Origin of the sequence: Pluralibacter sp. (assembly GCF_019237635.1) — a bacterium.
GTDB lineage: Bacteria > Pseudomonadota > Gammaproteobacteria > Enterobacterales > Enterobacteriaceae > Enterobacter_B.
In genome coordinates, this window is record NZ_JAFAGS010000048.1 from 1 (window position 1) to 13147 (window position 13147).

The 13147-nt window shown below is 55.7% G+C and carries 16 protein-coding genes; 13 read left to right on the plus strand and 3 right to left on the minus strand.

The window, feature by feature from the left end:
• The coding region (gene nadB / locus JO226_RS05470; protein ID WP_293494400.1) for an L-aspartate oxidase at window positions 1–1331 on the minus strand (1331 nt) is incomplete at its 3' end.
• 363 nt (window positions 1332–1694) lie between these two features.
• Here nadB and rseD point away from each other — a divergent pair.
• The 12 genes from rseD to acpS all read left to right on the plus strand — a co-directional run bounded on the left by rseD (window position 1695) and on the right by acpS (window position 11081).
• The gene (gene rseD / locus JO226_RS05475) at window positions 1695–1754 is read left to right on the plus strand and encodes a rpoE leader peptide RseD (protein ID WP_237325151.1); all 60 of its coding nucleotides are present in this window, start codon (window positions 1695–1697) and stop codon (window positions 1752–1754) included.
• The gene (gene rpoE / locus JO226_RS05480) at window positions 1751–2326 is read left to right on the plus strand and encodes an RNA polymerase sigma factor RpoE (RefSeq protein WP_045326113.1); all 576 of its coding nucleotides are present in this window, start codon (window positions 1751–1753) and stop codon (window positions 2324–2326) included. Before rseD ends, rpoE begins: the two co-directional genes overlap by 4 nt.
• Window positions 2327–2357: 31 nt before the next feature.
• The gene (gene rseA / locus JO226_RS05485) at window positions 2358–3008 is read left to right on the plus strand and encodes an anti-sigma-E factor RseA (protein WP_293494408.1); all 651 of its coding nucleotides are present in this window, start codon (window positions 2358–2360) and stop codon (window positions 3006–3008) included.
• A complete protein-coding gene (rseB, locus tag JO226_RS05490; RefSeq protein ID WP_293494410.1) occupies window positions 3008–3961 on the plus strand; it encodes a sigma-E factor regulatory protein RseB in 954 nt (317 codons plus the stop codon). Before rseA ends, rseB begins: the two co-directional genes overlap by 1 nt.
• Entirely contained in the window at window positions 3958–4437 is a 480-nt protein-coding gene (gene rseC, locus JO226_RS05495) for a SoxR-reducing system protein RseC (RefSeq protein ID WP_293494412.1), read from the plus strand. Before rseB ends, rseC begins: the two co-directional genes overlap by 4 nt.
• A gap of 185 nt (window positions 4438–4622) precedes the next feature.
• Window positions 4623–6422, plus strand: coding sequence for a translation elongation factor 4 (lepA, locus tag JO226_RS05500; RefSeq protein ID WP_293494414.1), 1800 nt, complete (start codon window positions 4623–4625; stop codon window positions 6420–6422).
• 16 nt (window positions 6423–6438) lie between these two features.
• Window positions 6439–7413, plus strand: coding sequence for a signal peptidase I (gene lepB / locus JO226_RS05505; RefSeq protein WP_293494417.1), 975 nt, complete (start codon window positions 6439–6441; stop codon window positions 7411–7413).
• A 223-nt stretch (window positions 7414–7636) separates the two neighbouring features.
• Window positions 7637–8317 carry a ribonuclease III gene (gene rnc, locus JO226_RS05510; RefSeq protein WP_038255011.1) on the plus strand — a complete coding sequence of 227 codons (681 nt, stop codon included), beginning with the start codon at window positions 7637–7639 and terminating at the stop codon, window positions 8315–8317.
• Window positions 8314–9219: a GTPase Era gene (era, locus tag JO226_RS05515; protein WP_293494424.1), complete on the plus strand. Its 906-nt coding sequence runs from the start codon at window positions 8314–8316 to the stop codon at window positions 9217–9219. Before rnc ends, era begins: the two co-directional genes overlap by 4 nt.
• A 10-nt stretch (window positions 9220–9229) precedes the next feature.
• A complete protein-coding gene (gene recO / locus JO226_RS05520) occupies window positions 9230–9958 on the plus strand; it encodes a DNA repair protein RecO (protein ID WP_293494426.1) in 729 nt (242 codons plus the stop codon).
• 11 nt (window positions 9959–9969) lie between these two features.
• Window positions 9970–10701, plus strand: a complete 732-nt coding sequence (gene pdxJ / locus JO226_RS05525) for a pyridoxine 5'-phosphate synthase (protein WP_293494429.1) — start codon at window positions 9970–9972, stop codon at window positions 10699–10701.
• Window positions 10701–11081, plus strand: coding sequence for a holo-ACP synthase (gene acpS, locus JO226_RS05530; RefSeq protein WP_293494432.1), 381 nt, complete (start codon window positions 10701–10703; stop codon window positions 11079–11081). The genes pdxJ and acpS overlap by 1 nt, the downstream gene beginning before the upstream one ends.
• On the opposite strand, the gene JO226_RS05535 is transcribed toward acpS, so the two are convergent.
• Complete coding sequence (locus JO226_RS05535; protein WP_293494435.1) at window positions 11078–11338, minus strand: YfhL family 4Fe-4S dicluster ferredoxin; 261 nt, start codon at window positions 11336–11338, stop codon at window positions 11078–11080. The two genes, acpS and JO226_RS05535, sit on opposite strands and share 4 nt — an antisense overlap.
• A gap of 56 nt (window positions 11339–11394) precedes the next feature.
• The gene (locus JO226_RS05540; protein WP_293494438.1) at window positions 11395–12243 is read right to left on the minus strand and encodes a MurR/RpiR family transcriptional regulator; all 849 of its coding nucleotides are present in this window, start codon (window positions 12241–12243) and stop codon (window positions 11395–11397) included.
• 246 nt (window positions 12244–12489) lie between these two features.
• Between JO226_RS05540 and yfhb the strand changes: the two genes are divergently transcribed.
• Complete coding sequence (gene yfhb / locus JO226_RS05545; protein WP_293494591.1) at window positions 12490–13140, plus strand: phosphatidylglycerophosphatase C; 651 nt, start codon at window positions 12490–12492, stop codon at window positions 13138–13140.
• Window positions 13141–13147: the final 7 nt, after the last annotated feature.

Consider the following 13147-nt stretch of genomic DNA (forward strand, 5'->3'; position numbering starts at 1 on the left):
AGCTCGTGCCAGTTGTGCTGGATAACCACCAGTTCATCTGAATTTTCCACACGGCTTTCGTCCCAGGCCGGGAGCGCATCGACCGCGCGGGCGTAGGGCATCCGTTTACGAATATCTTCTGCTGCCGACCAGCCATAGACCAGACACTCAAGCAGTGAGTTCGACGCCATACGGTTGGCGCCGTGCAGACCGGTATAGCTGACTTCGCCAATCGCGTACAGACCGTCGACGTCGGTGCGGCCAAAGTCATCCACCATCACGCCGCCACAGGTATAGTGCGCCGCCGGTACAATTGGCACCGGCTCTTTGGTCAGGTCGATGCCCAGCCCCAACAGCTTCTCGTAGATCATCGGAAAGTGCTGGCGCACAAACGCTTCCGGTTTGTGGCTGATATCGAGATACATGCAGTCGGCGCCGAGACGCTTCATCTCATGGTCAATCGCGCGGGCGACGATGTCGCGAGGCGCAAGCTCGGCGCGTTCGTCAAAATCCGGCATAAAGCGCGTGCCGTCAGGGCGTTTGAGCAGCGCGCCTTCGCCACGTAGCGCTTCGGTGAGTAAAAAGTTGCGCGCCTGCGGGTGATACAGGGCTGTCGGGTGAAACTGATTAAACTCGAGGTTTGCCACCCGGCAACCTGCGCGCCAGGCCATGGCGATGCCGTCACCGGAGGAGATATCCGGGTTGGTGGTGTACTGATAAACCTTGGAGGCGCCGCCGGTGGCCAGCACCACGGATTTCGCCTGGCAGGTTTCCACGGTCTCTTTGTTGCGATTCCAGACCCATGCACCGACGATGCGGCGGGTGCCGGGCAAGCCAATCTTATCGGAGACGATCAAATCCACCGCGTTACTGCGCTCAATGACCCGAATGTTAGGGTGGCTCAGCGCTTTGCTGACCAACGTGGTTTCCACCTCTTTGCCGGTCGCGTCGGCAGCGTGCAGGATCCGACGATGACTATGCCCGCCCTCACGGGTCAAGTGATAGCTCTCTTCACCGTTGGCCTGTACTTGGGTGTCAAACAGCACGCCCTGATCGATAAGCCACTGTACGCAATGGCGGGCGTTGCTGGCGACAAAGGAGGCCGCATGGCGATCGCAAATACCGGCGCCAGCGACCAGTGTGTCTTCAACATGGGACTCAATGCTGTCGGTTTCATCAAACACCGCAGCAATACCGCCCTGGGCATAAAATGTCGATCCTTCGCTGACGGGACCTTTGCTGAGTACGACCACCGAATGGTGCTCAGCGAGGCGCAGCGCAAGGGATAAACCAGCAGCACCGCTGCCGACGATGAGGACATCACAAGAGAGATCGGGAGTTGTATTTAGCATGTTGTTTAATTTACTAAACAGTGTTTGTTCAGCATAGCACCATAAAGCGACGAACAGCACGCAATTTTTTCTTGTACGTTGAGCTTGCTAAACAGAAGGGGGAAGGGAGATGAACTGTAAAGGTAAAAAAATAATTGCGAAGCAGATCGTTAGCTTCAGATTTTATGATGAAAAAAAGCGTGTGTTACGTTACTCTGCTGGTTGATTTCAGACGTCTATTCGCGCACCTGACTCTTCATTAAGTATTGGTAGACTTATAATGAATGATAATGAACGGTCTACTGTGATTAGCAAAAAGTAAAAGCGTAACTGAACTTTATGGCAACCGCGCACTCTAACCTCGTGCTTGCTCATAGTGCAGTGATGGAGTGGCGTTCTGATTACGCATGGGAATTTGGTTTGAGGAGACATTACCTCGGATGAGCGAGCAGTTAACGGATCAGGTCCTTGTCGAACGGGTCCAGAAGGGAGATCAGAAGGCGTTTAACCTGCTGGTAGTGCGTTATCAGCATAAGGTGGCGAGCCTGGTTTCCCGCTATGTGCCGTCGGGCGATGTGCCTGACGTGGTGCAAGAGTCTTTTATAAAGGCCTATCGTGCGCTGGATTCTTTCCGGGGGGATAGTGCTTTCTATACCTGGCTGTACCGTATCGCCGTCAACACGGCGAAGAATTACCTGGTTGCTCAAGGGCGACGTCCGCCATCCAGCGATGTGGATGCGATTGACGCAGAAAACTACGAAAGTGGCGGCGCACTGAAAGAAATTTCGAACCCTGAGAACTTAATGTTGTCAGAAGAACTGAGACAAATAGTTTTCCGTACCATTGAGTCGCTTCCGGAAGATTTACGCATGGCAATTACGCTGCGGGAGTTGGATGGCCTGAGCTATGAAGAGATAGCCGCTATCATGGATTGTCCGGTGGGTACGGTTCGTTCACGTATCTTCCGTGCACGGGAAGCTATTGATAATAAAGTTCAACCGCTAATCAGGCGTTGACGATGGCGGAATACTGGAAAAGGTATTAGGCATGCAGAAAGAAAAACTTTCCGCTTTAATGGATGGGGAAACGCTGGACAGTGAACTGCTCAACGAGCTGACTCACTCCACTGAAATGCAAAAAACGTGGGAGAGTTACCATCTCATCCGCGACACCATGCGCGGTGATACGGCAGAAACTCTTCACTTTGACGTCTCAGCAAGCGTGATGGCGGCCATCGCGAACGAGCCCGTTCGCCAGGCGACGCCGCTCATTCCTGAAGCCCAGCCAGCGCCGCACCAGTGGCAGAAAATGCCATTCTGGAACAAAGTTCGTCCGTGGGCGAGTTCATTAACCCAAATGGGTGTTGCGGCTTGTGTTTCACTTGCAGTCATCGTGGGCGTCCAGCACTATAATGGAAAATCTGAAACTTCCCAGCAGCCGGAAGCGCCGGTGTTCAACACCCTGCCGATGATGGGCAAAGCCAGCCCGGTAAGCCTGGGAGTACCTGCTGATGCTAACGCCGGAACCGGCCAACAGCAGCAGGTGCAGGAGCAGCGTCGCCGCATTAACGCAATGTTGCAGGATTACGAATTGCAGCGTCGTCTGCATTCTGAACAGCTTCAGTTTGAACAGGCACAGACCCAGCAGGCTGCGGTTCAGGTGCCAGGATATCAAACGTTAGGAACGCAATCGCAGTAATGAAGCAACTTTGGTGTGCCATGTCCCTTGTGGCTGGTAGCCTGTTCTTCTCCGTTAACGCCTCGGCAGATGTATCGTCCGGGGCGTTGTTGCAGGAGATGAATATGGCAAGCCAGTCTCTCAACTATGAGCTGTCCTTCATCAGCATCAACAAGCAGGGCGTAGAGTCATTACGTTATCGCCACGCGCGGCTGAATAACCAGCCGCTGGCGCAACTGCTGCAGATGGACGGACCGCGTCGTGAAGTTGTGCAACGCGGCAGCGAAATCAGCTACTTCGAGCCAGGCCTCGATCCTTTCACGCTCAACGGCGATTACATCGTCGACTCGCTGCCTTCGCTAATCTATACCGATTTTAAACGCCTCTCGCCGTACTATGATTTCATCTCTGTTGGTCGCACCCGCATCGCGGACCGGCTGTGCGAGGTGATCCGCGTGGTGGCGAGAGACGGTACCCGCTACAGCTATATTGTCTGGCTGGATGCGGAAACCAAGCTGCCGATGCGCGTTGACCTGCTGGATCGCGATGGCGAAACGCTGGAGCAGTTCCGCGTGATTTCGTTTTCCGTCAGCCCTCAGGTGAGCGACTATATGCAAAATCTGGCGAAAGCCAGCTTGCCGCCGCAGCTCTCCGTTCCGTCCGGCGATAAAGCGAAATTCAGTTGGGCGCCAGCCTGGCTGCCCGAGGGGTTTGTCGAGGTTGCAGAGAGTCGGCGCAGGCTACCGACCATCGATACCCCGGTGGAGTCCAAGCTCTATTCCGATGGTTTGTTCAGCTTCTCGGTGAACATTAACCGCGCCACGCCGACCAGCAGCGAGCAGATGCTGCGTACCGGCCGCCGTACCGTGAGCACCACGGTGCGCGATAACGCGGAAATCACCATCGTCGGCGAACTGCCGCCGCAGACGGCGAAGCGCATTGCCGACAGCATTAAACCAGGAACGTCGCCATGATCAAAGAGTGGGCGACCGTCATCACCTGGCATGACGGCGTAGCGCAGGTCAGCTGCGACGTTAAAGCCTCATGCAGCAGTTGTGCTTCTCGTGTAGGCTGCGGCAGCCGGGTGCTCAATAAACTCGGGCCGCAAACCCAGCACACGATCAGCGTGCCAAGCGCGCAGCCGCTGTCTGTTGGACAAAAAGTGGAGCTGGGTATTGGCGAAGGCAGTCTGCTGACTTCCGCACTGCTGGTTTACATGACGCCGCTGTTCGGGCTCTTCACCGTCGCAGCGCTGTTCCAGCTTTTCTTTGGCAGCGATCTGGCGGCGCTGACTGGCGCGCTGCTCGGCGGCGTTGGTGGTTTTCTCATCGCCCGCGGCCTGTCGCCGAAACTGGCGGCGCGCGATGCCCTACAGCCGACAATTTTAAGCGTCGGCTTACCGCCAGAACTGCTGCGTACCGATACCACATCTTCTGAAATGGGCCAGTGAATTCACTGGCTTTTATCTTTATTTACCTCTGTCACGGGATCTCCCTTCTGGTAACCGCTATGCTTGCCGGAAGAGCATTTCCTGGTGACGGAGATGTAGTGTAGAATGCGGCGTTTTCGAACGATCAATACGTCAGGCGCAGAACAGCGGCCTCCAGGAATTCGTAAGGCATAATTAACTCTAATATGAAGAATATACGTAACTTTTCGATCATTGCTCACATCGACCACGGTAAGTCGACGTTGTCTGACCGTATTATCCAGATTTGCGGTGGCCTTTCTGATCGTGAAATGGAAGCCCAGGTTCTTGATTCTATGGATCTGGAACGCGAACGCGGCATCACTATCAAAGCGCAAAGCGTGACGCTGGATTACAAAGCCGTCGATGGCGAGACGTACCAGCTGAACTTTATCGATACCCCGGGCCACGTTGACTTCTCGTATGAAGTTTCTCGTTCTCTGGCGGCCTGTGAAGGCGCGCTGCTGGTGGTTGACGCCGGGCAGGGTGTAGAAGCGCAAACGCTGGCAAACTGCTATACCGCGATGGAAATGGACCTGGAAGTGGTTCCGGTTCTCAACAAGATCGACCTGCCTGCGGCCGACCCTGAGCGCGTGGCAGATGAGATTGAAGATATCGTGGGTATTGATGCCACCGACGCGGTTCGCTGCTCGGCGAAAACCGGCGTCGGCGTTCCCGACGTGCTGGAACGTCTGGTGCGCGATATCCCGCCGCCGGAAGGCGACCCGGATGCGCCGCTGCAGGCGCTGATTATCGACTCCTGGTTTGATAACTACCTTGGCGTCGTGTCGCTGGTGCGTATTAAAAACGGCACCATGCGTAAAGGCGACAAAATCAAGGTAATGAGCACCGGTCAGGTCTACAACGCTGACCGTCTCGGCATCTTTACCCCGAAACAGGTTGACCGTACCGAGCTGAAATGTGGCGAGGTAGGCTGGCTGGTGTGCGCCATTAAAGACATTCTCGGCGCGCCGGTAGGGGATACCCTGACTACGGCCCGTAACCCGGCGGACAAAGCGCTGCCAGGCTTTAAGAAAGTCAAACCGCAGGTTTACGCAGGTCTGTTCCCGGTCAGCTCCGATGACTATGAAAACTTCCGCGATGCGCTGGGCAAACTGAGCCTGAACGATGCTTCCCTGTTCTACGAACCGGAAAGCTCGACGGCGCTGGGCTTCGGCTTCCGCTGCGGCTTCCTCGGCCTGCTGCACATGGAGATCATTCAGGAGCGTCTGGAACGTGAATACGATCTCGATCTGATCACCACCGCGCCGACGGTAGTTTACGAAGTTGAGACCACCTCGAAAGAGATTATCTACGTCGACAGCCCGTCCAAACTGCCGGCGCTGAACAACATTCAGGAACTGCGTGAGCCGATCGCCGAATGTCATATGCTGCTGCCGCAAGAGTTCCTCGGCAACGTGATAACCCTGTGCATCGAGAAACGCGGCGTGCAGACCAACATGGTTTACCACGGTAAACAGGTGGCGCTGACCTATGAAATCCCGATGGCGGAGGTGGTGCTCGACTTCTTCGATCGTCTGAAGTCGACCTCACGCGGCTATGCGTCGCTGGACTACAACTTCAAACGCTTCCAGGCGTCCAACATGGTGCGTGTGGATGTGCTGATCAACGGCGAGCGCGTCGACGCGCTGGCGCTGATCACCCACAACGACAACGCGCCGTACCGCGGTCGCGAGCTGGTGGAGAAGATGAAAGAGCTGATCCCGCGCCAGCAGTTTGATATCGCGATTCAGGCGGCCATCGGCAACCACATTATTGCGCGTTCAACGGTGAAACAGCTGCGTAAAAACGTTCTGGCAAAATGCTATGGCGGTGACGTCAGCCGTAAGAAAAAACTGCTGCAGAAGCAGAAAGAAGGTAAGAAGCGTATGAAGCAGGTTGGTAACGTTGAGCTGCCGCAGGAAGCGTTCCTCGCCATTCTGCATGTCGGTAAAGACAGTAAATAACCCTTAAGGAGTTGGCATGGCGAACATGTTTGCCCTGATCCTGGTCGTGGCTACCCTGGTGACGGGCGTCTTATGGTGCCTGGATAAGTTTATTTTTGCACCAAAACGCCGTGAACGTCAGGCCGCCGCGCAGGCGGCGACGGGGAATTCGCTTGATCCTAAGACCCTGAAGAAAGTCGACCCGAAACCGGGCTGGCTGGAAACCGGGGCATCGGTATTCCCGGTGCTGGCGATCGTGCTGGTGGTGCGCTCGTTTATCTATGAGCCGTTTCAAATTCCTTCGGGCTCGATGATGCCGACGCTGCTGATCGGGGACTTTATTCTGGTGGAGAAATACGCCTACGGAATTAAAGATCCTATTTATCAGAAGACGCTAATCGAAACGGGACATCCGAAACGTGGCGATATCGTGGTGTTCAAATATCCCGAAGATCCGCGCCTGGACTATATTAAGCGCGCGATTGGCGTTCCCGGGGATAAAGTCACCTACGATCCGGTCGCGAAAGAGCTCACCATTCAGCCAGGCTGCAGTTCAGGCCGGGCCTGCGGCAACGCGCTGCCGGTGACCTACTCAAACGTTGAGGCGAGCGATTTCGTCCAGACGTTTGCTCGTCGTAACGGCGGGGAAGCGACCAGCGGTTTCTGGCAGTTGCCGAAGGGCGAGCGCAAAGAAAACGGCGTGCGTCTGACGGAGCGTAAAGAGACGCTCGGCGATGTGACCCACCGCATTCTGACGGTGCCTATCGCGCAGGATCAGTTGGGAATGTACTACCAGCAACCAGGCCAGCCGCTGGCGACCTGGGTTGTGCCGCCAGGCCACTACTTCATGATGGGCGACAACCGCGACAACAGCGCCGACAGCCGCTACTGGGGCTTCGTTCCTGAGGCGAACCTGGTGGGTAAAGCGGTTGGCATCTGGATGAGCTTTGAAAAACAAGAAGGCGAATGGCCGACCGGCGTACGTTTAAATCGTATTGGCGGCATCCATTAATTTCGCGTTTTTTGTTCATGCCGCCGCAAATACGCGGCGGCATGAAATATTTAGAATATAAATTCCTTCAGACTAACGACATCCCCCCCCGTTGCGTATAGAATATCCCCCCGAAGTTTTAGGTTGGCGCCCGCTCGGGAGCCACGGCACACGAAACCGCGTTGGTTATTTCAGGTCGGTTTCGTGTGCTGAATTTTTGACGCATTCATTTTATTGGTAACACATGAACCCCATCGTAATTAATCGGCTTCAACGTAAGCTGGGCTACACTTTTCATCATCAGGAGCTGTTGCAACAGGCATTAACCCATCGCAGTGCCAGTAGCAAACACAACGAGCGTCTGGAGTTCCTCGGCGACTCCATTTTAAGTTACGTCATCGCCAACGCGCTGTATCACCGTTTTCCGCGCGTTGACGAGGGCGATATGAGCCGTATGCGCGCGACGCTGGTGCGTGGCAATACGCTGGCGGAAATCGCCCGTGAGTTTGAGCTGGGCGAATGCCTGCGTCTGGGGCCGGGTGAGCTGAAAAGCGGCGGTTTTCGTCGTGAGTCGATTCTCGCGGACACCGTCGAGGCGCTGATTGGCGGCGTATTCCTCGACAGCGATATTCAGACCGTTGAGCAGCTGATCCTCTCCTGGTATCAGACACGACTGGATGAAATTAGCCCGGGTGATAAGCAAAAAGATCCGAAAACCCGTTTGCAGGAATATTTACAGGGCCGCCACCTGCCGCTACCGTCCTATCTGGTGGTGCAGGTTCGTGGCGAAGCCCACGATCAGGAATTTACTATCCACTGCCAGGTCAGTGGCCTGAGTGAACCAGTGGTTGGCACGGGTTCCAGCCGTCGTAAGGCGGAGCAGGCTGCCGCCGAACAGGCGCTGAAAAAACTGGAGCTGGAATGAGCGACGACAAAACCTATTGCGGATTTATTGCCATCGTTGGACGTCCTAACGTTGGCAAATCCACCCTGCTGAACAAACTGCTCGGGCAGAAGATTTCGATCACCTCCCGTAAAGCGCAGACCACGCGTCACCGCATCGTCGGTATCCATACCGAAGGCGAGTATCAGGCGATTTATGTTGATACTCCGGGCCTGCATATGGAAGAAAAACGCGCGATCAACCGCCTGATGAACAAAGCGGCGAGCAGCTCCATCGGCGACGTTGAGCTGGTGATTTTCGTTGTGGAAGGCACTCGCTGGACACCGGATGACGAAATGGTGCTCAACAAGCTGCGCGAAGGTAAAGCGCCGGTGATCCTTGCGGTGAACAAGGTGGATAACGTGCAGGAAAAAGCGGATCTGCTGCCGCACCTGCAGTTCCTGGCAAGCCAGATGAATTTCCTCGATATCGTGCCTCTCTCCGCGGAAACCGGGATGAACGTCGATACCATCGCGAGCATCGTTCGCAAGCATCTGCCGGAGGCTATTCACCACTTCCCGGAAGATTACATTACCGACCGTTCGCAGCGCTTTATGGCTTCTGAAATCATCCGCGAGAAGCTGATGCGTTTCCTCGGTGCCGAACTGCCGTACTCCGTGACTGTTGAGATCGAGCGTTTTGTGACTAACGAGCGCGGCGGTTACGACATCAACGGGCTTATTCTCGTTGAGCGCGAAGGGCAGAAAAAGATGGTCATCGGCAACAAAGGCGCCAAGATCAAAACCATCGGTATCGAAGCCCGTAAAGACATGCAGGAAATGTTCGAAGCGCCGGTTCACCTGGAGCTGTGGGTGAAAGTGAAATCCGGCTGGGCCGACGACGAGCGCGCGCTGCGCAGTCTCGGTTACGTTGACGATCTCTGAGTAAACGCTCATGGAGGGCTGGCAGCGCGCTTTCGTCCTGCATAGTCGCCCCTGGAGCGAAACCAGCCTGATGCTGGACGTCTTCACGGAAGAGTCGGGTCGCGTGCGCCTTGTCGCTAAAGGCGCACGTTCCAAACGTTCTAATCTGAAAGGCGCCTTGCAGCCTTTTACCCCCCTGTTGGTCCGTTTTGGCGGGCGCGGCGATGTTAAAACGTTGCGCAGCGCGGAGGCGGTCTCGCTGGCGCTGCCGCTCAGCGGCATCACGCTCTACAGCGGTCTTTATGTCAATGAGCTTATCTCCCGTGTGCTCGAACATGAGACCCGCTTTTCTGAACTCTTTTTTGATTATCTGCACTGTATTCAGGCGCTTGCTGGCGCCACTTGTTCCCCTGAACCCGCGCTCAGGCGTTTTGAGCTCGCGCTGCTCGGCCATTTAGGTTACGGCGTCGATTTCCTGCACTGCGCGGGCAGCGGTGAGGAGGTCGATGACACCATGACCTATCGCTACCGTGAGGAAAAAGGGTTTATCGCCAGCGTCGTTTTCGACAACAGCACCTTTACCGGGCGACAGTTGAAAGCGCTTGATGCACGAGAATTTCCGGATGTTGATACATTGCGCGCTGCGAAACGCTTTACCCGTATGGCGCTAAAGCCGTATCTTGGGGGCAAGCCGTTAAAAAGCCGGGAGCTGTTCCGGCAATTTATGCCAAAACGCGCAGTGAAAACGAATAATGATTAACGAGGATTGTCATGGCTGAATTACTGTTAGGCGTCAACATTGACCACATTGCCACTTTACGTAACGCGCGTGGAACGGCGTACCCTGACCCGGTGCAGGCGGCGTTTATCGCCGAGCAGGCCGGGGCAGACGGTATCACCGTGCATTTACGTGAAGATCGTCGCCATATTACCGATCGCGATGTGCGTATTTTACGCCAGACGCTCGACACCCGAATGAACCTGGAAATGGCGGTCACCGAAGAGATGCTGGCTATCGCCTGCGAAACCAAACCGCATTTCTGCTGCCTGGTGCCGGAAAAGCGTCAGGAAGTGACCACCGAAGGCGGTCTGGACGTGGCCGGCCAGCGCGACAAAATGCGTGACGCCTGCAAACGCCTGGCGGATGCCGGTATTCAGGTATCGCTGTTTATCGACGCCGATGATGAGCAGATCAAAGCCGCAGCCGAGGTTGGCGCCCCGTATATCGAAATTCATACCGGCTGCTATGCGGATGCCAAAACGGAAGAGACGCAGGCGAAAGAGCTGGCGCGTATCGCGAAAGCGGCAACCTACGCTGCGAGCCTGGGGCTGAAGGTGAACGCCGGTCATGGTCTGACCTACCATAACGTCAAAGCCATCGCCGCGTTGCCGGAAATGCATGAGCTGAACATTGGCCACGCGATTATCGGTCGTGCGGTGATGAGCGGTCTGAAAGAGGCGGTGGCTGAGATGAAGCGTCTGATGCTGGAAGCGCGCGGGTAATGGCCATTCTTGGTCTGGGCACCGACATCGTCGAAATCTCCCGTATCGAAGCGGTGATCGCCCGAAGCGGCGATCGCCTGGCGAAACGGGTGTTAAGCGATAACGAGTGGCTCATCTGGGAAGTGCACCAGCAGCCGGTGCGCTTTCTGGCAAAACGCTTTGCGGTCAAAGAAGCCGCAGCGAAAGCGCTGGGTACCGGTATTCGCAACGGTCTGGCGTTCAATCAGTTTGAGGTTTACAACGATGTGCTGGGCAAGCCGAAGCTGCGTTTGTGGGGCGAGGCGGAACGTCTGGCGCAGCGTTTAGGTGTGGCGCATATTCATGTCACGCTTGCTGACGAGCGCCACTATGCCTGCGCTACGGTGATTGTTGAAAGCTAAAGCTTATCGGCGTGGTGTAGCAGGACGAATTTATCCCACAACTGCTCTTCGTTTTCCGCGTGCCCTGGATCCTTAATAATCGTATTGGGGATCGGGCATACCTTCTGACAGGTTGGGGTGTCGTAATGCCCTACGCACTCGGTGCAGCGGTCACTGTTAATCTGATAAATGCTGTCGCCCATTGAAATCGCCTCGTTCGGGCATTCCGGTTCGCACATATCGCAGTTGATGCATTTTTTGGTGATTAACAGCGCCATCAGGAAACTCTCAGAAACAACACAAACAGGGCGGGCATTATACGCTCATTCTCTGTTCAGACCAGTTTTTTCACCAGCGCCTCGCTGTGACGAATACGATCCGGCGCATTCTCCAGATCCTGCTGCACCAGTCCCATAAACAGAAGATCCGTCAGCATCATTTGCGCGCTGGTGGATGAGATAGCCGCGCTACGGGTCGCCTGCTCTTCAGCAATGGTATACAGGCAGTGCGAGGCTCGCTGCTGCAACGCATTGGGTGAAAAACCGGTGATCGCCAGGATCTTTCCACCGACGCGCAGCGCTTCGTCCGCGGCGAGGTTGATCTCGCGCCGCTCGCCGGAGTAGGAGATGGCCAGCAGCAGATCGTCCTGCGTCATCGCCTGTACGGTCGCCAGCAGCGCGTGCATGTCCTGTTCCGCCACAGCGTTAAAGCCGATTTTCATCAGCTTCCAGCTGAAATTGCGCGCCACCAGCCCGGAAGCGCCGATGCCGGTGATAATAATGCGCCGGGCGTTGCGCAAAAGCGTCACGCTTTCCAGAAGCTTATCCTCGCTGTTCACATCAAGCGAGGCGTGCATCGCGGCGACATTATCCTTGATTAGCTTCTCGCCGACCAGGCGTAGCGGATCGTCGCCGCGGATCTGGTTATGCACCGGCATGGAGTGTGGGTTCGGATTGCTCGCCAGCGCTTCGCTTAGCGCCAGCTTGAGCGCCGGAAATCCTTTGAATCCCATTTTCTGGGCGAACTTCACCACGCTTGACTGACTGACACCAGCTTCGCTTGCCAGCTGCTGCGAGCTGAGATGACGCGCCTGATCGGGCTGCGCCAGAATAAAATCGGCCAGTTTTTTATCGCTCTGCGCAAGCCCTGGGTAGCGCTGGCGGATGCGGATTAAACAGTTCATTTGCTCTCCAGAGGACCAGGGGTTGGCCTACTGCCAGAATTTTTTATTCGATTATAGAGGATTATCGTACTTAACAATGCGGCCGCAGGGGAAAATATCGACGAAAGGTTAAGTGATTCATTATTTTTATCAACAGGATACGCCCTCATTATGGAGAGTTAAAGATACATTGCTGAACGTTTTAACAAATGTGAGGTGCTATCTGATAGGCTATTTATCAGGAATAACGATGATACCGTCATGACAATGAGGGAGAGCGCGAGAGTGGGTAACCGGCGTCGGGTGGTCTTTTTTGATCTTGATGGCACGTTGCATCAGCAGGATCTTTTTGGCGCTTTCCTGCGCTATCTCGTGCGGCGCTCGTTGCCGAATGCGCTGCTGGTGCTGCTGCTGTCGCCTGCGATCGTTTTGGGGCTGCTCATTAAGGGGCGCGCGGCGCGTTGGCCGATGAGCCTGCTGCTGTGGGGCGCAACCTTTGGTCACTCTGAGGCGGTGCTCAGGGCGCGGGAAGCCCGCTTTGTGGCGCGTTTTCGTGAACGCGTCACCGAATTTCCCGCCGTACATCAGCGCCTGACGCACTACCTTACCAGTACCGATGCTGACGTCTGGCTTATTACCGGGTCGCCGCAGTCGCTGGTGGAGCAGGTCTACGTCGACACCCTCTGGCTGGCGCAGGTCAACCTTATCGCCAGCCAGGTGACGCGGGGCTACGGCGGTTGGGTGCTGACCCTGCGCTGCTTGGGTCACGAGAAAGTCGCGCAGCTGGAAAAAAAGCTGGGCGCGCCGCTGCAACTGTATAGCGGCTATAGCGACAGCAATCAGGATAATCCGCTGCTCTGTCTCTGCCAGCACCGCTGGCGGGTTACGCCGCAGGGCGAGCTGCAGCCACTCGAATAATGTATCG